This is a genomic window from Micromonospora echinaurantiaca (assembly GCF_900090235.1).
GTDB lineage: Bacteria > Actinomycetota > Actinomycetes > Mycobacteriales > Micromonosporaceae > Micromonospora > Micromonospora echinaurantiaca.
Window position 1 is genome coordinate 5,657,729 of sequence record NZ_LT607750.1, and the last position, 18,180, is coordinate 5,675,908.

Sequence of the window (18,180 nt, forward strand, 5' to 3'; positions counted from 1 at the left end):
CCTAGGCGTGCACCACCGTGTAGACCTCGCGGCGGCGCAGGCCGAACTCGGCGGCCACCTCGGTGATCGCGTCCCGGCGGGTCAGGCCGGCGGCCTCCCGGGCGGCCACCGCCGCGCGCAGTGCGTCGTCGTCCGGGCGTTCCGGGGCCACCTCGGGAGCGCCCCCCACCACCAGGGTGATCTCGCCCCGGGGCTCCTCCTCGGCGGCCCACCGGGCCAACTCGCCGAGCGGGCGGCGGATCACCTCCTCGTACGTCTTGGTCAGCTCGCGGCAGAGCGCGGCCGGCCGGTCGGCGCCGAACGCCGCGGCCAGGTCGGCCAGCGCACCGGCGATCCGGTGCGGCGCCTCGAACAGCACCAGCGTGCGCGGCTCGGCGGCGAGCGCGCGCAGCCGGGACCGGCGGGCGGCCGGGGTGCGGGGCAGGAACCCCTCGAAGCAGAACCGGTCGCTGGGCAGCCCCGACAGCGCCAGCGCGGTGGTCACCGCGCTGGGCCCGGGCGCGGCGGTCACCGGGACGCCGGCGTCCAGGGCGGCCCGGACCAGCCGGTAGCCGGGGTCGGAGACGCTCGGCATGCCACCGTCGGTGACCAGGGCGACCAGGTAGCCGGCGGCGAGCACGTCGACCAGTTCCGGGGTACGCCGCTCCTCGTTGCCCTCGAAGTAGGAGACGATCCGGCCGGGCACGCTGACGTCGAGGTCGCGGGCCAGCCGGGTGAGCCGGCGGGTGTCCTCGGCGGCGACCACGTCGGCGGAGCCGAGCACCTCGCGGAACCGGGCGGAGGCGTCGGCGGGGTTGCCGAGCGGCGCGCCGAGCAGGACCAGGCACCCGGTGTCGGACATTTCACCCACGATTGACGCTCCTTCATCGACGGCCGTACCGATATCGGAGACGACGGGCGTCACCGGGCACCTCCGGAGCCTACGATCGCCGGGTGACGAGTGCGTCGACAGCACAGAGCTCGGGTCGGACCGAAGCGGAGCCGACGGCGGCCGGCGGCGACCCGGGGCGGACGTCGCAGGAGGCGGGCGGCGGCGTCCCCGGCGTGGTGCGCCGGCGGCTGGCCACCGTCGACGCCCGGCTGGACGAGCGCTCCTGGCTGGCCACGGCCGTGGTCGTGGCGATCGCGGCGATCCTCCGCTTCGTCGGCCTGAGCGGCCCGAACGGCAAGATCTTCGACGAGGTCTACTACGCCCGGGACGGCTGGGGCCTGGTCGACAAGGGCGTCGAGTGGAACTACAAGGACGGCGGCCCGTCGTACGTGGTCCACCCGCCGCTGGGCAAGTGGCTGATCGGGCTCGGCGAGTGGGCCTTCGGCTACTCCGACGCCGAGCACAACATCTCCGTCCCCGGGCACCTGGTCACCACCGCGCCGGAGTTCGGCTGGCGCTTCTCCGCGGCGGTGGTCGGCACCCTGTCGGTGCTGCTGCTGGTGCGCATCGGCCGGCGGCTGTTCCGGTCCACCGCGCTGGGCTGCGCCGCCGGCCTGCTGCTCGCCCTGGACGGCTTCCACCTGGTGCTGTCCCGCACCGCGCTGCTCGACATCTTCCTGCTCTTCTTCGTGCTGGCGACGTTCGGCGCGCTGGTGCTCGACCGGGACGCGCGGCGTCGCCGCTGGGCCCGGGCGCTGGACGCCGGCCTGGACCCGTCCCGACCGGGCCGGGCCGGGCGGCCGGACACCGGCTGGCGGGACTGGCCCTGGTGGCGGCTGGCGGCCGGGGTGCTGTTCGGCTGCGCCTGCGCGGTGAAGTGGAGCGCGCTGTACTTCCTGCCCGCGTTCGCGCTGCTGGTGCTGCTCTGGGAGGTCGGCGTACGCCGCTCCGCCGGGGCCCGCCGGCCGTGGCGGGACACCCTGCTCGACGAGCTGCCCTGGCTGGTGCTGGCCGGGGTGCTGATGGTGGCCACCTACCTGGCCACCTGGACGGGCTGGTTCCTCAGCGACGACGGCTACTACCGGCTGGCCGAGCGCTACCCGAACGCCCCGCTCAGCGACACCCCGGTCGTCGGGGCGCTGAACAACCTGTTCCAGTACCACAAGGCCGCGTACGGCTTCCACACCGGCCTGGACGACCCGCACAAGTACCAGTCGTGGCCGTGGCAGTGGCTGCTGCTGGGCCGGCCGGTGGCCTTCTACTGGTCGGGCGACGGGGCCTGCGGGGCGCCGAGCTGCGCGTCGGAGATCCTGCTGCTCGGCACGCCGCTGCTCTGGTGGTCGTTCCTGCCCGCCCTGGTGGCGCTGGTCTGGCTGGGGGTTGCTCGGCGGGACTGGCGGGCCGGGGCGATCCTGCTCTGCGTGGCCGCCGGGCTGCTGCCCTGGTTCTGGTTCGCCCTCGACGGCCGGACGATGTTCTCCTTCTACACCGCCCCGGCGCTGCCGTTCCTGGTGCTGGCCGTGGCCTACGTGCTCGGCGCGATCGTGTCGCCGGCCGGCCCGCCGGGTGAACAGGTGGCCGTCGACCCGGAGGCCAGCCGGGACCGCCGGCTGGTGGGCGGCGTGATCGCCGGCGGGTACGTGCTGCTGGTCGCGCTCTGCTTCGCGTACTTCTACCCGATCTTCGTCGGGAAGCTGATGACGTACGCGGAGTGGTCGGCGCGGATGTGGCTGGACGGTCGCTGGATCTGAGCGCCGACATCGCCGGTGAGCACGGGAAACACCCCCCGCACATAGATGCGCGCCCCGATCGCCTGCCACGGGGGAAGCGGGCGATTGGGGCGCGCATGAAGAGCTTAACCACCGCGCACCACCGGCACAACGGGTCGACTTGGGTCAGATTTCCGACGGATGCGCCGCCGGACACATGGTTTACATCCGACAGACGGTGATGCGTCGCTTTCGTGCCCCATTGCCCAACATTGACGCCCCTCGATCGCCCTCCGGCGATCCGCGGCGAGCAGCGGACAGCGGGGCGGCCGGACCCGCCGGCGTCACCAGGATCTGGACTGGCGCGGCAGCCAGCCGGTGAACCTCCGCTGCAGGATCCGCTCCGGAATGCCCCGCAGGTCCTGCGTCGCGGCGGCGAGGCAGGACCCGAGATAGACGGCGAGGGCCGGACGCTCACCCCGGTACTCCTCCAGCAGGCGACGCTGCTTCGGGGCGCACGGCCACTCGCCGCCGCAGGTCTCGCAGGTCCAGGCGGGTACCACCGGCAGGTGGTCGTTGCCCGGGTCAGATGCACCACCGTTCATGACGGCACGGCCCTTTCCGGTCCGAGGACGACGACGCGCGGATCGCCGACCTCCGTACAGTTCGGACGGACACCGGATGCTCCCCAGTCGGCACTGCGTGTAGCGCCGGCGACTGCCGCCGCGTTACACCGTGCGGTAGGTTGCCGAGTCGTGGTGAGGGTGGGGCACTTCGCGGTCCGGGCGCCGGCCCGGCCGGCACGCCGGCAGCGTACTGCGGTTGGCCGCGATGCGTGACCTGCTGCCGGTCGCGGTGGCCGTGGCGGTGGCCGGCCCGGCCGACTGGACCGGCCAGCTGCTGCCGGCCGAGCGGAACTGCCTCGGCGGGCGGGCGGTGGAGACCCGCCGCCGCGACTTCACCGCCGGGCGGGTCTGCGCCCGGCGGGCGATGGCCGCGCTCGGGCTCTCCCCCGCCGCCGTACCGTCGGCCGCCGACCGGTCGCCGGTCTGGCCGGCCGGGGTGGTCGGCACCATCACGCACACCCGCGGCTACTGCGCCGCCGCGGCCGCGCGGGCCACCCAGGTCCGCTCCGTGGGCATCGACGCCGAGCAGCACCGCGAGCTCAATCCGGGCGTACGCCGGTTGATCTGCCTGCCCGAGGAGGACGAGCGGTGCGCCCGGCTGCCCGCCGGCACCTTCTGGCCGGCGGTGCTGTTCAGCGCGAAGGAGACCGTCTACAAGGTCTGGCACCCGGTCGTCGGCACCTGGCTGGATTTCCACGACGCCCTGGTCACGCTCGACCCGGAGGCGGGGACATTCACCGCCCGCATCGCGCCGGCCCGCGTCGACGCCGCACCGGTGGCCGCTCCGGCCCGGATCACCGGCCGGTTCACCGTGGACGACGGGCTGGTCCGGACCGCGGCGGTCCTGCTGCCCTGATCGCTGACCGGCAGGGCGGATCATCGACCCGAACAGGGGACCACCGGCGGGCACCGGGCACGGAAGGATGCAGGGTTGTTTGCGCACGGTAGCGTCAGGCAGTTCTCGATCGTCGTCAGGTGCCTAGGAGTACGGTGAGCCACCCCCAGCCCCCATACGGGCCGCAGGATCCCCACCAGCAGAACCCCGAGCAGCAGCAGCCGTACCCGCCGACGGCCCCGATGCCGCAGTTCCCCGCCGACCAGGGCGGTTACCCGCCGCCACCGCCCGCCGCGCCGCAGCCCGGCGACCCGTGGGCCCCGCTGCCCCCGGTGTCCGGCGCCCCGCAGCCGCCGGTCTCCGGCGGGGGCGACCCGTGGGCCGCGCCGCAGCCGCCGGTGTCCGGCGCTCCGCAGCCGCCGGTCTCCGGCGAGCCGTGGGCCGCGCCGCAGCCGCCGGTCTCCGGTACGCCCCAGCCGCCGGTTCCCGGTCAGCCGTGGGCGCCGCCGGTCTCCGGCGCGCCGCAGCCGCCCACCTCGGGCGTCCCCGGCGCCTACGGGATGCCGGCGCCCGGTGCGCCCGGCTACCCGCTCGGCGCGCCGCAGCCGGTCGCGCCGAACGGCGGCAAGAAGAAGAAGACCGTCCTGATCATCGCGATCGCGGCGGTCGTGCTGACCCTGCTCTGCTGCGTCGGCGGCATCGCCGCGATCGTCGCCGGCGCGGACAAGGCCGCCGACGAGGTGGCCGAGGCCCTGCCCACCCCGCTCACCACCGGTGCGCCCGGCCTGCCCAGCGGCGCGCCGAGCGCCTCGGCCGGTGGCGAGACCGACGGCGAGACCTTCAACATGAAGCCCGGTGACACGCTGGTCCTCTCGGACAACGAGGGCACTGTCGAGATCACCGTCACGAAGTTCACCACCGCGACCAAGGGCTGCCGTTCGTACGCCCCGAAGCCCGACAAGGGCCTCTACCTGATCGCGCACGTGACGGCCACCGTGACCAAGGGCAAGGGCTCGATCAACCCGTTCTACTTCGAGTGGGTGGCCTCCGACGGCACCACGGTCAACGGCCTGGCCAGCGCCCTGTCCGGCTGCGGCGACACGCTCAGCTCGGGCAACAACCTGCGGGCCGGCAGCAAGCGGACGGGCACCGTGGTGTTCGACGTGGCCGACAAGAACGGCGCACTGGAATACCAGCACCGGTTCGAGGCCGCCGGCTCCTGGAAGCCGTAGCCCGAGCGTCCGACCTGGAGGGCCGGCCCCGATCGGGGCCGGCCCCCGGCGTCGGCCGGTTCTCGCTGCCCCGAAGCGGGGCCCGTCCGGACAGGGGGCGATTGCCGCAATGGGCATCGACGACGACTACACCGACAGGCACGCCGGCCGTCCGGCGGCCGGGCAGCGGTCGGCGGGTGGGCGCGGCCGAGGTGTCGCCGTGCTGGCCGCGATGGCCACCGTTGTGCTGGGGCTCACCGCTGGTTGCGGCCAGCGCGCCGGCGCCGAGGGGACATCCGCGCAGCCCACCACGGCGGCGGCCACACCCGACGGGGCAGGCCTGGTGCCGTGGGTGTCGGCCCTGGTGGCCCGCAACGGCACCGCAGTCACCGTGTACACCGGTCCCGGCGACGCCAAGTGCTCGGAGCTCTACGAACCGCGCGCCACGGTCACCGAGCAGGACGGCGCCCAGGTCGTCGTCGCGGTGCGCGGCCGCGTCATCGAGTCGGTCGACTGCGCCGCCAGCGGCAGCGCCGTACCGCTGGTGGTGTCGCTGCGGGCGCCGCTCGGCGACCGCGCGCTGCGCGACGCCGCCACCGGTACGCCGCATCCCGTCTACCACGAACGCGACCTGCCCGACCTGACCGCCGACCGGCGGTGGAGCCCGTACGAGTCGCACTGGATGTCCACCGACGAGGGCTGGCACCGCGGTTACAACGGCCCCAACGGCTCCGGGCTGCTGCTGAGCGCGCAGCCGACGGCCGCGGTGTCCCGGCCCGAGGCCGTCGCCACGGTACGGATCGGCTCGCGCGACGGCGGCGTCACCGGCCAGGAGGGACGGTGGTGGACGCTGTGGTGGGAGGCCGGCGAGGTGACCTACTCGCTGCGGTTGATGCCGCGCGAGGGCGGCTCGTTCACGCTCGCCGAGTTCGAGCGGGAGCTCGCCCGGCTCAAGTGGAGCTGATCCCCTGACCCGCGGTTCGCCGCCCGCGGCGGGTTTCCCCCGGCGCCGGGCGGGGACCCGGGTCCGAGGGGCGGAGTCCCCGCGATCCGCCCGGATGGACAGGGAGGCGACATGAGCTTCGAACGGGCGAACGACCGGGTCGAGCAGGTGGCCGGCCCCGCCAAGGCCCAGCTGGGCGACATGAACCAGGACGAACGGGCACAGGCGGAACGGGTGATGCAGCGGGACCGGATCCGGGGCAAGCAGCCCGGCGAGCACGTCCAGGAGGACGCCCGGGACGTCCGGGAGGATTTCTCCGGCTGAGTCCGGTCGGGCGTGCCCGACCCGTCCAGGGCCGTCTCCCACGAGGAGACGGCCCTGGCCCTTGCCGCCGCTCCGTGCGGGAAGCGGGCGATTGGGCGCGCACGTCGGCGAGCCGGGCCACCTGCCACCGGTCGCGTCCCCCTACCGACGGTCAGCCCACCACCAGGTCGAGGGCGGCGATCTGCGCGGGATCGGCGACCACCTCGATGCCGATGATCCGGTCGGTGACCACGAAGCTGAGCACGATGTGGACGCGGCCGTCGAGGACCACCGCCGCCCCCGGCGCGGCGTCGACGACCGCCGGCACGGCACCCTGCGCCCGTCCGGAGAAGAAGGCTGCCACGACGGCGGAGCCGTGTGCCGCGTCGGTCCCGCCCCGGCGGACGGCTGCCGCGTCGAAGCGCAGGACGACGTGCGGATCGAGCAGGGTGAGCAGGTCGTCGAAGCGCCCCTCCCGGGACGCGGCGAGGAACGCCTCGACGATGCCGCGCTGCCGGGCCGGGTCCGTCTCCGGCGCCGCTGGTCCGCTCTGCACCCGGCGGCGGGCCCGACTGGCGACCTGCCGTACGGCGGCCGGGCTGCGGTCGACGACGGGCGCGAGTTCGTCGAACGAGACGGCGAACATGTCGTGCAGCACGAAGACCAGCCGTTCGGTGGGGCCGAGAGTGCGCAGCACCACGTCCAACGCCCGGCCGACCGACTCGGTCAGCAGCGCCTCCCGCTCCGGATCGACCTCATCCGGATCGGCGCGGCCCGGCTCGTCGGCGACCACGTCCGCGGACTGTTCGTGCCGGCTGGCGCTGGAGCCCAGCCGATCGAGGCAGACCCGGCCGACGGTGGTGGTGAGCCAGCCCGGCAGGTTGTCGATGCCCTCGGCGTCGACCCGGCTGAGCCGCAGCCAGGTGTCCTGGACCGCGTCCTCCGCCTCGGCCGGGGAGCCGAGCATCCGCCGGGCCACCGCGCGCAGGCGCGGACGGTGCTCCTCGAAGCGTTGGGCCAGCAGTTCGGTGTCGCTCATCGCCCCCGCAATTCCGGCCGGTGCTCCGACCTTGGCGTGACCGCTGTCACAACTGTCACGCCGCTCGTCCCGCTGTCGACATCTCGGGGACGGACGAGAGCGACCCGGCGACGAACGCCGGCGAGCGTAACAGGAAGGACCGGACGAGATGACCGTGCAGGCCCGTATACCGAACCCCGCAGGACTGCTCCCGGACGCGGTGAAGGCGATCAACCTGCTCTACAAGGCGGCGCACTCCGCCGGCGTCCCCGCCGGCACGCTGGAGCTTGTCCACCTGCGCGCCAGCCAGATCAACGGATGCGGCGCCTGCGTGGACTCCGGTGCCCGTAGTGCCCGCAAGGCCGGCGAGACCGAGGAACGGCTGTTCGCGGTGGCCGCCTGGCGGGAGACGCCGTACTTCACCGACGCCGAGCGGGCGGTGCTCGCGCTCGCCGAGGCCGCGACCCGGCTCGCCGACCGGGCCGACCCGGTCTCCGACGAGGTGTGGGCGGAGGCGGCGCGCCACTTCGACGAGAAGCAGCTGGCCGCGGTGGTGCTCTGGGTAGCCACCACCAACTTCTTCAACCGGTTGAACGCGACGACCCGCCAGCCCGCACCGCAGAACTGGGGCTGACCGGACACCGGCGGCAGCGCGTACGGCGGTCGCGGGATTGAAGGCCGGGCGTGGCCTAGGCGGTCGCGGGACCGCCGCCACCTCGGGTCGCCGGCTCTCCGTGTCGGCACGAGCGGCGGCCGGATCGTGGTAGAACTGACCGCGATGAGGGTGCGTATCCGCCCAAGCCGGACATGTTGACACGCGTCGGGGCCGGCCGGCTCGGGGACGCCAGCATTCCTCGCTCGGCGACCGTCCTGGAACTGCTGTTCGACATCGTCTACGTGTTCGCGCTCGCCCGGCTCGCCGGGCGGGTCGCGGACGACCTCACCTTCCTGCGGCACTCGCTGCTCTCCGAGGCGGGCCAGACGGTGCTGTTCTTCACCGCGATGTGGATGGTCTGGTCCCTCAACGCGCTGATGACCAGCTCATACGACCCGCGCCGCGCGGACATCCAGATCCTGCTGCTGGCCTCGATGTTCGGCACGCTGGTGCTGGCGGTCTCGTTGCCGCAGGCGTTCGGCGAACGAGGCGTCGTCTTCTCCGTGACGTACGTCCTCATCCAGGTGGGCCGTCCGCTCTACCTGACCCTGGCCCTTCGCGGCGATCCGCGGTGGCGGGCGCCGGCCCGGGTGCTGAGCTGGCACGTGCTGTCCGGCGTGTTCTGGATCGCCGGCGGGATCAGCGGCGGCCTCGGCCGCGGCGTCTTCTGGACCGTCGCCCTGGCCATCGAGATCCTCGGCTTCGCGATGAGCTGGCCCGCGCCGCGGCTCGGCTCCACCCGGCCGAACTACCCGACGACGTCCTTCGAGCACCTGGCCGAGCGGTACAACCAGTTCTTCATGATCGCCCTCGCCGAGGTGGTGCTCGAAACCGGCGCGGCCATCGGTTTCCCGGGCTTCTCCGTCAAACGGAGCGCCGTACTCGTCGCCGCTTTCCTGACCGTCGTGGCCTTCTGGCGGATCTACTTCTACCACGGCGGGTCGCGCGATCCGGTGACCTCCGGCCGTCCCACGGAGACGGCGATGCGGCTCTCCGAGTGGTCGAGTTTCGGGCTGCTGCTCGTCGCTGGCGGGGTGATCTGCACCGCCGTCGGCTTCGGCCAGGTCGTCGAGGACCCGGCCCCGCCGATCGACTGGGCGCTGTTGGCCGTCATCTTCGGCGGGCCGGCGCTCTTCCTGGTCGGGCGGTCCTCCCTCGACCCGCCGGTCCGGAGCGGGCGGCGCTGCCGGGCGCTGTCCCTCGGCGTACTGGCGCTGGCCGTGGTGGCTCCGGTCATGCTGCTGCTCCCGCCGATCGCCGCGGCACTCGCCGTCGCGCTGGTCATGACCGGGGTCGCCGTCCTCGACGGGCTGGTGCACCACCCGGGGCCGGAGACGAACCCGGCGTTCTGAGGTCGTCAGCTGGCCTGGGAGGCGGTCGGCTGCGCCGGCCAGAACGGCCACTCCTCGAACGATCTACAGCGCCCGTCCTCGGCGAAACGCATGATCCACAGGTCGCGGTACTCCTGGTGGACCGGGTCGCCGTAGCGGACCTCCAGCCGTGCCACCGCCGTGTCGCCATCGACCGCGACGATCTCGCTCGCCATCCGGAACACCTCGTCCGGGCCGGCGCGCTCGGCCTCCCACATCCTGCCGATCGCCGGCAGGCCGACGACCGGGGTCCGGTACGGGCCCTGCTGGTAGCTCGCGTCCTCGGTGAAGATCGTGGCGAGCGGCTCCGTCCCCGGCGTCCGCCACGCCCGCTCGTACGCCCGAAGCCAGCCCGTCACCCGCTCCCTGTCCACGAGCCTCAGCTTGCCACCCGATCGACCACTGGGCCGCGGGGATCGAACCCTGCCGTGCGGACCGACCCGGAATCCATCCGAGCCGGGCCGGCTGCGGGTTCCGCCCGGCTGCCGGGGAGATCGGGCGGCCACCGCGGTACGGGATCAACCCGTCGGGCCGTCACCGCCGCCGCGCTCCGCGCTCTCCCCCGTCGCCTGCTCCCGTTCGGCCATGAACACCGTCACCCGCCGGACCGCCTCTCGAAAGCCCAGGTAGACCCGGCCGTCCACGCGGTCCTTCCCATAGCGGCGCAGAATCGCCAGGACGTCTTCCGCCGGCAGGGCGAAGTCCTCCACGCCGAGCAGCTCGTAGGTGCACCGCCCATCCTGCTTACGGGCGATACGACCACGGATCGTCGCGCCAGGGACCAGCCGGATCGTCAACCTGGGGTCCTGCCAACCCTCGCCCGCCTTCTCCACCGTCAGCAACTCGACCGATTCCCAGCTCAGTCGGGTCGTGGCGCCCCGGAGGCGAAGGGTCAACCCGTGTTCGTCGACGTGGATGTAGAACGACCAGAGGAGGCTGCCCAGGGCCGCGATGCCGCAGATGAAGAAGATGGCCGCACATACGCGGAAGGGCCCGGTGTTGGTGTAGCGGCCCTGCGCCTCACCCCATGTCGCCGCCAGCCAGCCGCCGGCCCCGGTGACGACGATGAAGAGGTAGAAGGCAAGCAGCTTCGCCGTGTTGCGCTGCAGCCGCACGCCCTCGTCCACCCGACCATCATGGGACTGGCCGGCAACCGCCTCCCGGTCCGACGTCCACCGGCGGGGTGCGGTGGCTGCTGCCGCGTCACGCGCCCGACGCCACCGCGGGCCGGTCGTCAGGCGCGGCCGCAGGCGGTCCGCGAGCTACCCGAGCGCCTGCCGGGCGGCCTCGCCCATGGGATCGTCGCGGGTGGGCAGCCCCTGGATGGTCGGCAGCACCTCCTGCTCGAAGACGCCGTACAGCCGGCGCAGTTCCCCCGCCGGATGTTCGGCGTCGTCGACCCGCACGTCCCAGAGCGGATACGGCTGGTCGCCGATCACCGTCACGGTCGCCGACCGGGCGCCATGCCGGTCACCGCCGGCCGCCTCGCCGGCCTCGATGGCCAGCACGAGCCGCTCCGCCAGGTCAAGGTCCCGGCTCTCCGCGAACACCCGAACGATCTCCGCGAGCGTCTCCGGGCCCACCAGGCGGTTGCCCTGCACCGCGTAACCCGGCCCGGTGAGGTGCCCCGCCCAGTCCCGGGTACGCGAGCCGGTGAAGGCGTGCGAGCGAGCCTGGCAGTCGACCATGCCGACCTGCCGCACCTCCCGACCCGGGTCCCGGGCCAGCAGCTCGGTCAGCACGTCCCGCGGCGAGCGGCCCTCGGCGAGCAGCGGCAGGCCGTCGTAGGCCAGGAACGGGTTGACGGTGGCCTGGGTCGCCACCGCACCAGCGCCGGAGTGGACGTGGGCGACGAGCTTGCCGACCGCCGGTCTGGCCGTCAGGGCACCCACCCCGAGCCGGCCGGTACGCGGACACCGCGCCGCGATCGAGAAGGTCACGGTGGGAGATACCCGGACGAACACCCGGCATGCCCTCCCACCCGGAATCGGCCGTTCGCGTCGTTCAACCCGGAAAGAGCCGCAGGAATCCCCCTTGCGCAATGGTCAAGAATCGTTGACCATTGCTCACGTGCCTATCGATGATCTCCCCGAGACGTTTCACGTCACCACCGCCGAACAGCTACGCGCCATTTCCAGCCTCGCGCGTCACCGGATCATGGCCGTGCTCCGCTTCGAGCCCGCGACGATCACGCAGATCGCCGAACGAGTGGGCCTCGCGAAGGGGAGCTCGAGCTACCACATCCGACTGCTCGAACGGGCCGGCCTGGTGAAGGTGGTGCGAACGCGGAAGGTGCGGGGGGTCACCGAGCGGTACTACGCCATGGCCGCGCGGACGATCGTGCTGCCGGATCCGGGCGAGGGAGGGCCGGACGTGCTGATGCGGCACGCGGTGGCGGACCTGGAGGCAGCGCCGCGGGATGGCGAGCGGCACGTACGGATGGCGCACCTGCGGCTCACCGACGAGCAGTTCGCGGAGCTGGGGGCGCGGTTGGCGGCGCTGGCGGACGAGTACCGGGAGCTGTCGGATCCGTCGCTGCCGGACGCGTCCCTCGTCTTCGCGCTGTTCCACCCGGCGCGGCGCGAGAAGGCCGAAGGGGACGCCAAGTGACCTCAGACGCTCAGAAGTTGCCGACCGGGTTCGGACGGCTGTGGGCTGCGCAGACGGTTTCCTCGCTCGGCGACGGGGTGTCGCACGCCGCGCTGCCGCTGCTCGCGTTGACGTTGACGCGGGACCCGATGGCGCTCGCCGTCGTCACGGCCGCCGGGACGCTGCCGTGGCTGCTCTTCGGGGTGCTGGGCGGTGCGCTGGTGGACCGCTGGGACCGCCGGCGCACGATGTGGGTCATGGACGCGGCGCGTGCGGTCCTGCTCGCGATACCGGCGGCAGCGGCCGCGCTCGACGTGCTGAGCATTCCGCTGCTCGCGGCCGTCGCCTTCCTGCTCGGCCTCGGCGGACTCTTCTTCGACACGGCCGCCACGGCCTATCTGCCGGATCTGCTCGGCCGCGACCCCGCGCTCCTGGAGCGAGCCAACTCTCGCTTGCGCGGAGCCCAGACCGCCATGTCCGGCTTCGCGGGGCCGCCTGCGGGCAGTGCGCTGCTCGCGCTGGGGCGGGCGGTTCCGCTGCTCGCCGACGCGGTGTCGTTCGCGCTCTCCGCACTGCTCGTACGGTCGCTGCCCGCCGTGCCCCGGCCCGTACCGCAGGTCCGTGAGTCGCTGCTGCGGCAGGCTCGGGCCGGGGCCTCGTACGTCTTCCGGGACCGGTTGCTGCTCGGGCTCGCGCTGCGCCCGGCGGTCGGGAACGTCGCCTTCCTCGCCGTGGGGACCGTCCTCGCCCTCTTCGCGCACGAGCGTCTCGGCATCGGCGCCTTCGGCTTCGGCCTGCTCCTCACGGCGGAGGCCACCGGCGGTCTGCTCGGCGCGGGCATCGCCTCGTTCCTCGGCCGACGGCTCGGCACCGGCACCGCGCTCACCTGCACGGCCGCAGCCGAGGGGCTCGCCATCCTGGGCCTTGCCGCCGCCCCGAACCCGTACGTCGCAGGCCTCGCGCTCGCCGTCTGCGGAGCGGGTATGGGCGCCACGATGGTGCTCGGCCCCTCCCTCCGGCAGGCGGTCGTCCCCGCCCACCTGATGGGCCGGGTCGCCTCCACGTCCCGCATGCTCGCCATGTGCGCCGCTCCGTTCGGCGCCTTTCTCGGCGGCTGGCTGGCCACCACCTACGACGTACGCACTCCGCTCTACACCGCCGCCGGCCTCCTCCTCGCCATGACCGCCGTCACGTCGACCATGACCAGCAACCGCCGGGTCGAGGCGGCGCTACGTAGTTCTCGCGACCGGGAGAGCCCGGCAACGGACAGCCGCCCCGCCCGGGTGACCGACGCAGTCGTCTCCGCCTGATCGGTCCCCTCACCAGTTTCGAAGTCACGACTGCCGGAAAGGCAACAGATGCTCTACACGACCGCACACGTCGTCACCGACCGCCCCCACCGCTACATCAAGCAACTGGTCTCCCACATGGGGCGCAAGGTGCCCACCGAACTCGACGCGGACCGCGGGTCCATCAGGTTCAGCATCGGCAGCTGCCTGCTCGTGGCCTCGACCGGCCACTTCGACATGATCGTCAAAGCCGGCACGGCGGACGCCGTCGCGGCGGTGGAGGACACCATCACCGGCCACCTGCTGCGATTCGCGACCAAGGACACGCTCACCGTCGACTGGCTGCCCTTGGTGCGCCCCGCCGCGACCGAGGACGATGCCGCTCTCCTCGCCCTCGACCGTGCGGCGTGGACCGCCGGGTCGGGGCTTCCCTCCACCCGGGTCGAGGAGCGAACGGCGTACTTCAACGAACGACGGAAGCCCGAGACCCACCTGGTCGCCGCTCTCGGCGGCCAGGTCATCGGCACCGTGAGTGTCCACCGGACGAACCCGTTCCCGGAAGGGGCGCACGTCTTCGGCCTGTGGAACCTGTTGGTAGCCGGGCAAGCCCGCCGCATGGGTGTCGCCTCAGCCCTGCTCTCGGCCGCCGAACGCCGTGCCGGCTCACAGGGCGCGAGGAAGATCGGACTGCGCGTCCTGGCGACCAACACCGGCGCCATCCGGCTCTACGAACAGCACGGTTACGCCGTCGAAGGTCGATACGTCGACGAGTTTCTGATCGACGACGCTTACGTCGATGACATCAGCATGGGCAAGCGCCTGACGCCGACCTCGCAAGGGTCTGTCTGAACGACGATGCTCGGTTGCCGCATCGCGTTGATTCGTCGGCCGCAGTAGCTCGCGGTCAGCTTCATCGATCCTGCGGTCGACGACCGCTTCTCGCCGCTGTGCAACATCAAAAAGGCCGTCTCCCGCGACGGGAAACGGCCTTTGAACTGGGTGGAGCTGAGGGAATTTGAACCCCTTACACCCACCCTGGCGAACGAACATCATCAATCGGACCGATCGACGCTCTGACCAGGGAACGAATTGCCAACGCTTGCCGACGCTTGCCACCCCTGGTCACTCTCGGTTGGGCCAGAATTGGTCCCGATGATCTTCATCGGCGGTCAAGCTCCTCGGAGATCGAGGCCGCTAGCCTCTGACGCCGCTCCTCCACCCGCGGCTTGATGTCCGCCCCGATCCGCTTCCAGATGTCGGCCGAGTCGATCGCGCTCGAGCGGCCTCTATCCTCGGTCCGTTCGGCCGCTCTCAGCTCCTGGTCGGCAAGGTTCAACTCCTGCACCGCCGACCGCCAGTCCCGATACCGCTCCCGCACGACAGGTGAACCGTGCACATCCAGGAGCGCCTGAACTCGAGCCTGCTCCTCAATGGTCGGCAACTCCGGCTTCGGGTCGCCCGCCATCTGAAAGAACTGCCGGGTAAACGTCACCCAAAGATCTACGCGGCCCACAAGGTCCATGACCTCCTCGTAGGTGCGGACGATGCGCTCCTGCCGCCTCTGCTCGTACGACATCCGCCATTCGTGCTCGTGGCGGCGTTCGGTCTGTTCAGCCTCGTGCTCGTACCGGCGCTCGTCACGCCGTCGGCCGAGCCAGTTCGACACCAGTCCACTCACCAGGCCGCCGAGCGCCGCAAGGCCACCGCCAGTCAGCAACGCCATGATCGTATTCACGGAACACATGGTGACCTTCGAGCGCACACCCCGCAAGGCCACTGCAAGGGGGAGCAGGCGCTCGCACAATGGGGGTACCTGCCGTCGCTCAGCTCCACACGCCGCCGCTGGCTTAGAGAGATTGAGTCCCGTTGCTACCCTGCTACGGGGTGATTCTATGGGTATGCGGGACTCGCTGTTTCTTGCTGCTTTTACCGGCCTCCTTACGGGCTGGGTCGGGTACATAACAGCCGGACGGCGGTGGCGACAGTCAGAGCGCAGGTCGGTATACCGTGAGTATTTGATTGCGGCCCATGAAATGATGGAAGCATTCCATGCATTCGAGAAGGCATGGAATGCCAACCCTGAAGAGATGCCCCAGTTGCTCTACGAGTCGCTGACCGAGAAGAAAAGGGCGCTAGAAGCGAAGGCCCAGGATATCAGATTGATCAGCCCCATGAAGGTCTGTAATGCGGCAGACGGCCTGGTCCTGAGCGTGCACGACGTCATGGACGAGGTCGTCTATCTTGAAGACGATGACGATTACGAGATGAAGAGTCCACCGTCATACGAGTGGTTCCATGAACGACGCTGCGAACTCCTTCAAGGCCCCGATCATTATGAACTGGACGAGTTCATCAACCTGGCGCGAGCAGATCTAGGTGCCCAAAGCCGTTTTTGGCGCTTGCGAGGAGAAAGCACAAGCTACCGACGGGGAATCCCCGCGTGGGTCAAGTGGACCCTTTTGCCCACCCTTCCAATAATCGGCAAGCCATACTGGCGATGGCTCAATCGGCGGTTCGATGAGAGAATGCGCAAGAGCGATCAGGATTGGGCTGCCAGGAGGCACGAGCGGCAGGCACAAGCAAAGGCAAGGGCGCTTGCAACTCACCCTGGCAACGACTAAGCGCACCATCCGCGCCGCTTGATCTGCCCGGCACCCCTGGCTTTGCCCCCTAGCCATCCCGTCGGCCTTCGTCCGCACTCGGTGGAGTGGGTGGGGCCTGCCCGGTCAAGGTGGAGCACACCACCGTCTGAACGACCTTGACCGGGCAGGCCCCACCCACTCGGCTTTGCCCGGACGGAGGTTGTCGGGATGGCGCCAACCATCCCAGAGTGCCCGAGCGCCCCGCCGGAGGCACTGCTCCTGTGCTCGGTCGAACTGAAGCCCCGGCAACTGCCATCGATCATGGCGGCCCGGGGCTTCGTCATATGTCGCGCCGCCGGCGGGCTGGAACCGACGCGCTGGCGGCCGAAGGCCAGAGGCGCGGCGGCGGGCCATCGGCCCGGCCCAGGTTCGGCGGCGCGAGCGGCCTGCGAAGCGGGCCGCCTTGATCTCGTACAGAAAGTTCTCACACGGATCTCGTCAATGGACAGAGTAAATGTGAGGATCAGTCCATGTCCGAGCCAGTGCCTGCGCGCCCGCGGCGTGAGACCCAACGGGTCATGGTCTGCCCACACTGCGACATCCCCGCAATCCAGGAAATCAAGGGTCAGGTGGTCGTCCCTCCCGACAACCCGGACGATCCAAACTACCCGGACTTCGAATACACCCTACTTTGCTGTACCAATTGCCGAGAAGCCTCCCTACAGGTCCGCGAACATTGGGTATTTGATACACCCAATGAGATTCCTAAGTTTGTTTACCCAGCTCGTCGCCAACTCAGTACCGATGTACCTGCGGAATTGCGACGCGAATTCGAGGAGGCTCGAACATGCTTCGAAGCGAAGGCATATACGGCGACCGTGGTAATGGTTCGGCGAACGCTTGAGGGAATCGGCGTTGACAACGACATTAATGATCGACCGCTAGCTCGGCAGATCGAGAGAATGAAGACCGAGGGCTTGATCGATAACAGTATCGCCGAGTGGGCGGACAGCTTGCGAGCACTGGGCAATCAGGGCGCGCACTTCACTGGACGGCAAGTTAGCCGAGAGGACGCTAACGACGCTTTGGACTTCGCAGAGGCGCTCTTGGATCACATCTACGTCTACAAGAAGCGGTTCGAAGAGTTCCGAAAGCGAAACGAGGCAAAGCCTGCGTCCCCGCCGGTTAGATCATAGCCACCTCCAACCGTCTCGTCTCATTGCGATGGTGAAGGCATCCGAGCGAGCCGCACAGCACCGGCGTCTGCCGTATTCGGCCTGATCCTCACACGGGCGGTTGGGTAGCCGCTTCGCCGGTCTGCTCCCGCCACTGGCCGCCGTCGGCCTGAACGAGACGCCGCACCATTAACCGCGCCTCGTCCTCCGTGTCGAACTCCCAGCGGAGAACCTTGCCCGTCTCCGAGTCGCCTGCGCGGGCGATTACGTGCCATCGAACTTCGCGGGTGAGCCACACGTCACGACGTGTGAGCCGACCCCACACCCCGTTCCACCAACGTCCCGCTAGCTCCCGCGCCACGAGGTGATCGTACATACGTGCGATTCACCCTCGCTCCTTCTGGCACAGCTCAGCGCGGACATGGACACCGCACCATGCCGGCAGGTCGGCCGACCAGACCCGCCACCCGCCCCTGTCCTTACGTACTTCCCACCGCCACGGGTGCGCCGTTCCGTCGAGGATTGTTGTCTCTTGCCACCACACGGCCCGGATTTGCTCTACGACGGTTGCGCGGTCATCGCCCTGGTGCTCAACGACGCTCCGACCAACCGCCTCGATCTTGGACGGCGGCCGACCCGTGCGGGTCATCTCGGCGCGGTAGTCGCGCCACTGGGCAAGCAGTTCGTCGTGTCGTGGCTTGGCCAGGACCCGTGATAGCCCGAGCTGCTCACCCGCGCTGAGCTGCAACCGCCAGACGGCCACGGCTGCCTCCGGTGAGGATTCGCCCCGCTCGGCCTCGACCTGCTTCCGCACGGCCCAAGACGCTGGTATCGCCACCACCCCGCCGCAGAGAATCACGGCCAGGGCCAGCAGCACCCACGGCCACCGCCGCGCCGGCCTGCCTTGCCCTACCGTTCGGTGGGGTCGCCATCCGGGTAGCTCCTCCCCCATAGTCATCCGTGCACCATACGAAGCGACGCGGGAAGATCCAAGCCCGCCATCA

Annotated in this window: 20 protein-coding genes; 12 read left to right on the forward strand and 8 right to left on the reverse strand. The window is 70.9% G+C overall.

What is annotated here, in order from left to right; genetic code table 11:
* Window position 1: 1 nt before the first annotated feature.
* Complete coding sequence (gene rsmI / locus GA0070609_RS25460) at window positions 2-841, reverse strand: 16S rRNA (cytidine(1402)-2'-O)-methyltransferase (protein WP_408630679.1); 840 nt, start codon at window positions 839-841, stop codon at window positions 2-4.
* Window positions 842-933: 92 nt separating this feature from the next.
* On the opposite strand from rsmI, the gene GA0070609_RS25465 reads away from it, so the two are divergent.
* Window positions 934-2,622 (forward strand): dolichyl-phosphate-mannose--protein mannosyltransferase, encoded by a 1,689-nt coding sequence (locus GA0070609_RS25465; protein WP_088996129.1) that lies wholly within the window; start codon window positions 934-936, stop codon window positions 2,620-2,622.
* 302 nt (window positions 2,623-2,924) lie between these two features.
* Here the strand turns inward: GA0070609_RS25465 and GA0070609_RS25470 are convergent, their stop codons facing one another.
* Window positions 2,925-3,185, reverse strand: coding sequence for a hypothetical protein (locus GA0070609_RS25470; RefSeq protein ID WP_088996130.1), 261 nt, complete (start codon window positions 3,183-3,185; stop codon window positions 2,925-2,927).
* Window positions 3,186-3,411: 226 nt separating this feature from the next.
* Between GA0070609_RS25470 and GA0070609_RS25475 the strand changes: the two genes are divergently transcribed.
* From GA0070609_RS25475 to GA0070609_RS25490, 4 genes are all read left to right on the forward strand, one after another.
* Complete coding sequence (locus GA0070609_RS25475; protein WP_088996131.1) at window positions 3,412-4,062, forward strand: 4'-phosphopantetheinyl transferase family protein; 651 nt, start codon at window positions 3,412-3,414, stop codon at window positions 4,060-4,062.
* A gap of 134 nt (window positions 4,063-4,196) precedes the next feature.
* On the forward strand, window positions 4,197-5,273 hold the full coding sequence (locus GA0070609_RS25480; RefSeq protein ID WP_088996132.1) for a DUF4352 domain-containing protein: 1,077 nt from the start codon (window positions 4,197-4,199) through the stop codon (window positions 5,271-5,273).
* 109 nt (window positions 5,274-5,382) lie between these two features.
* Entirely contained in the window at window positions 5,383-6,216 is an 834-nt protein-coding gene (locus GA0070609_RS25485) for a hypothetical protein (RefSeq protein ID WP_088996133.1), read from the forward strand.
* A gap of 111 nt (window positions 6,217-6,327) precedes the next feature.
* Window positions 6,328-6,519, forward strand: coding sequence for a general stress protein CsbD (locus GA0070609_RS25490; RefSeq protein ID WP_088996134.1), 192 nt, complete (start codon window positions 6,328-6,330; stop codon window positions 6,517-6,519).
* Window positions 6,520-6,670: 151 nt separating this feature from the next.
* On the opposite strand, the gene GA0070609_RS25495 is transcribed toward GA0070609_RS25490, so the two are convergent.
* A complete protein-coding gene (locus GA0070609_RS25495; RefSeq protein ID WP_088996135.1) occupies window positions 6,671-7,537 on the reverse strand; it encodes a sigma-70 family RNA polymerase sigma factor in 867 nt (288 codons plus the stop codon).
* 148 nt (window positions 7,538-7,685) lie between these two features.
* Between GA0070609_RS25495 and GA0070609_RS25500 the strand changes: the two genes are divergently transcribed.
* Together GA0070609_RS25500 and GA0070609_RS25505 are read left to right on the forward strand one after the other, a co-directional pair.
* On the forward strand, window positions 7,686-8,150 hold the full coding sequence (locus GA0070609_RS25500; protein WP_197700187.1) for a carboxymuconolactone decarboxylase family protein: 465 nt from the start codon (window positions 7,686-7,688) through the stop codon (window positions 8,148-8,150).
* 173 nt (window positions 8,151-8,323) lie between these two features.
* Window positions 8,324-9,523 (forward strand): low temperature requirement protein A, encoded by a 1,200-nt coding sequence (locus tag GA0070609_RS25505; protein WP_088996136.1) that lies wholly within the window; start codon window positions 8,324-8,326, stop codon window positions 9,521-9,523.
* Between the two features lie 5 nt (window positions 9,524-9,528).
* On the opposite strand, the gene GA0070609_RS25510 is transcribed toward GA0070609_RS25505, so the two are convergent.
* From GA0070609_RS25510 to GA0070609_RS25520, 3 genes are all read right to left on the reverse strand, one after another.
* A complete protein-coding gene (locus tag GA0070609_RS25510; RefSeq protein ID WP_231928413.1) occupies window positions 9,529-9,900 on the reverse strand; it encodes a nuclear transport factor 2 family protein in 372 nt (123 codons plus the stop codon).
* Window positions 9,901-10,059: 159 nt separating this feature from the next.
* Complete coding sequence (locus GA0070609_RS25515) at window positions 10,060-10,668, reverse strand: hypothetical protein (RefSeq protein WP_088996138.1); 609 nt, start codon at window positions 10,666-10,668, stop codon at window positions 10,060-10,062.
* Window positions 10,669-10,803: 135 nt separating this feature from the next.
* Window positions 10,804-11,481, reverse strand: a complete 678-nt coding sequence (locus GA0070609_RS25520) for a DUF1028 domain-containing protein (RefSeq protein ID WP_088996139.1) — start codon at window positions 11,479-11,481, stop codon at window positions 10,804-10,806.
* Between the two features lie 115 nt (window positions 11,482-11,596).
* Between GA0070609_RS25520 and GA0070609_RS25525 the strand changes: the two genes are divergently transcribed.
* Genes GA0070609_RS25525 through GA0070609_RS25535 form a run of 3 tightly spaced genes read left to right on the forward strand, consistent with a single transcriptional unit; the run spans window position 11,597 to window position 14,268 of the window.
* The gene (locus GA0070609_RS25525) at window positions 11,597-12,151 is read left to right on the forward strand and encodes an ArsR/SmtB family transcription factor (RefSeq protein ID WP_231928414.1); all 555 of its coding nucleotides are present in this window, start codon (window positions 11,597-11,599) and stop codon (window positions 12,149-12,151) included.
* Window positions 12,148-13,440 (forward strand): MFS transporter, encoded by a 1,293-nt coding sequence (locus GA0070609_RS25530; protein WP_088996141.1) that lies wholly within the window; start codon window positions 12,148-12,150, stop codon window positions 13,438-13,440. The genes GA0070609_RS25525 and GA0070609_RS25530 overlap by 4 nt, the downstream gene beginning before the upstream one ends.
* A gap of 48 nt (window positions 13,441-13,488) precedes the next feature.
* A complete protein-coding gene (locus GA0070609_RS25535) occupies window positions 13,489-14,268 on the forward strand; it encodes a GNAT family N-acetyltransferase (protein WP_088996142.1) in 780 nt (259 codons plus the stop codon).
* A gap of 310 nt (window positions 14,269-14,578) precedes the next feature.
* On the opposite strand, the gene GA0070609_RS25540 is transcribed toward GA0070609_RS25535, so the two are convergent.
* Complete coding sequence (locus GA0070609_RS25540) at window positions 14,579-15,154, reverse strand: hypothetical protein (RefSeq protein ID WP_157748297.1); 576 nt, start codon at window positions 15,152-15,154, stop codon at window positions 14,579-14,581.
* 280 nt (window positions 15,155-15,434) lie between these two features.
* Here GA0070609_RS25540 and GA0070609_RS33410 point away from each other — a divergent pair, with 280 nt between their 5' ends.
* Entirely contained in the window at window positions 15,435-16,040 is a 606-nt protein-coding gene (locus GA0070609_RS33410; protein WP_157748298.1) for a hypothetical protein, read from the forward strand.
* Between the two features lie 491 nt (window positions 16,041-16,531).
* A complete protein-coding gene (locus tag GA0070609_RS25545; protein WP_088996144.1) occupies window positions 16,532-17,197 on the forward strand; it encodes a DUF4145 domain-containing protein in 666 nt (221 codons plus the stop codon).
* A 364-nt stretch (window positions 17,198-17,561) separates the two neighbouring features.
* Here GA0070609_RS25545 and GA0070609_RS25555 read toward each other — a convergent pair whose 3' ends face one another.
* Complete coding sequence (locus GA0070609_RS25555) at window positions 17,562-18,053, reverse strand: hypothetical protein (protein WP_088996146.1); 492 nt, start codon at window positions 18,051-18,053, stop codon at window positions 17,562-17,564.
* Window positions 18,054-18,180 lie beyond the last annotated feature (127 nt).

Excerpts from the sequence above, each read along its gene's own strand:
- rsmI (WP_408630679.1), bottom strand. The coding sequence starts at position 841 with ATGTCCGACACCGGGTGCCTGGTCCTGCTCGGCGCGCCGCTCGGCAAC.
- GA0070609_RS25470 (WP_088996130.1), bottom strand. The coding sequence starts at position 3,185 with ATGAACGGTGGTGCATCTGACCCGGGCAACGACCACCTGCCGGTGGTA.
- GA0070609_RS25475 (WP_088996131.1), top strand. The coding sequence starts at position 3,412 with ATGCGTGACCTGCTGCCGGTCGCGGTGGCCGTGGCGGTGGCCGGCCCG.
- GA0070609_RS25485 (WP_088996133.1), top strand. The coding sequence starts at position 5,383 with ATGGGCATCGACGACGACTACACCGACAGGCACGCCGGCCGTCCGGCG.
- GA0070609_RS25490 (WP_088996134.1), top strand. The coding sequence starts at position 6,328 with ATGAGCTTCGAACGGGCGAACGACCGGGTCGAGCAGGTGGCCGGCCCC.
- GA0070609_RS25495 (WP_088996135.1), bottom strand. The coding sequence starts at position 7,537 with ATGAGCGACACCGAACTGCTGGCCCAACGCTTCGAGGAGCACCGTCCG.
- GA0070609_RS25500 (WP_197700187.1), top strand. The coding sequence starts at position 7,686 with ATGACCGTGCAGGCCCGTATACCGAACCCCGCAGGACTGCTCCCGGAC.
- GA0070609_RS25505 (WP_088996136.1), top strand. The coding sequence starts at position 8,324 with ATGTTGACACGCGTCGGGGCCGGCCGGCTCGGGGACGCCAGCATTCCT.
- GA0070609_RS25535 (WP_088996142.1), top strand. The coding sequence starts at position 13,489 with ATGCTCTACACGACCGCACACGTCGTCACCGACCGCCCCCACCGCTAC.
- GA0070609_RS25545 (WP_088996144.1), top strand. The coding sequence starts at position 16,532 with ATGTCCGAGCCAGTGCCTGCGCGCCCGCGGCGTGAGACCCAACGGGTC.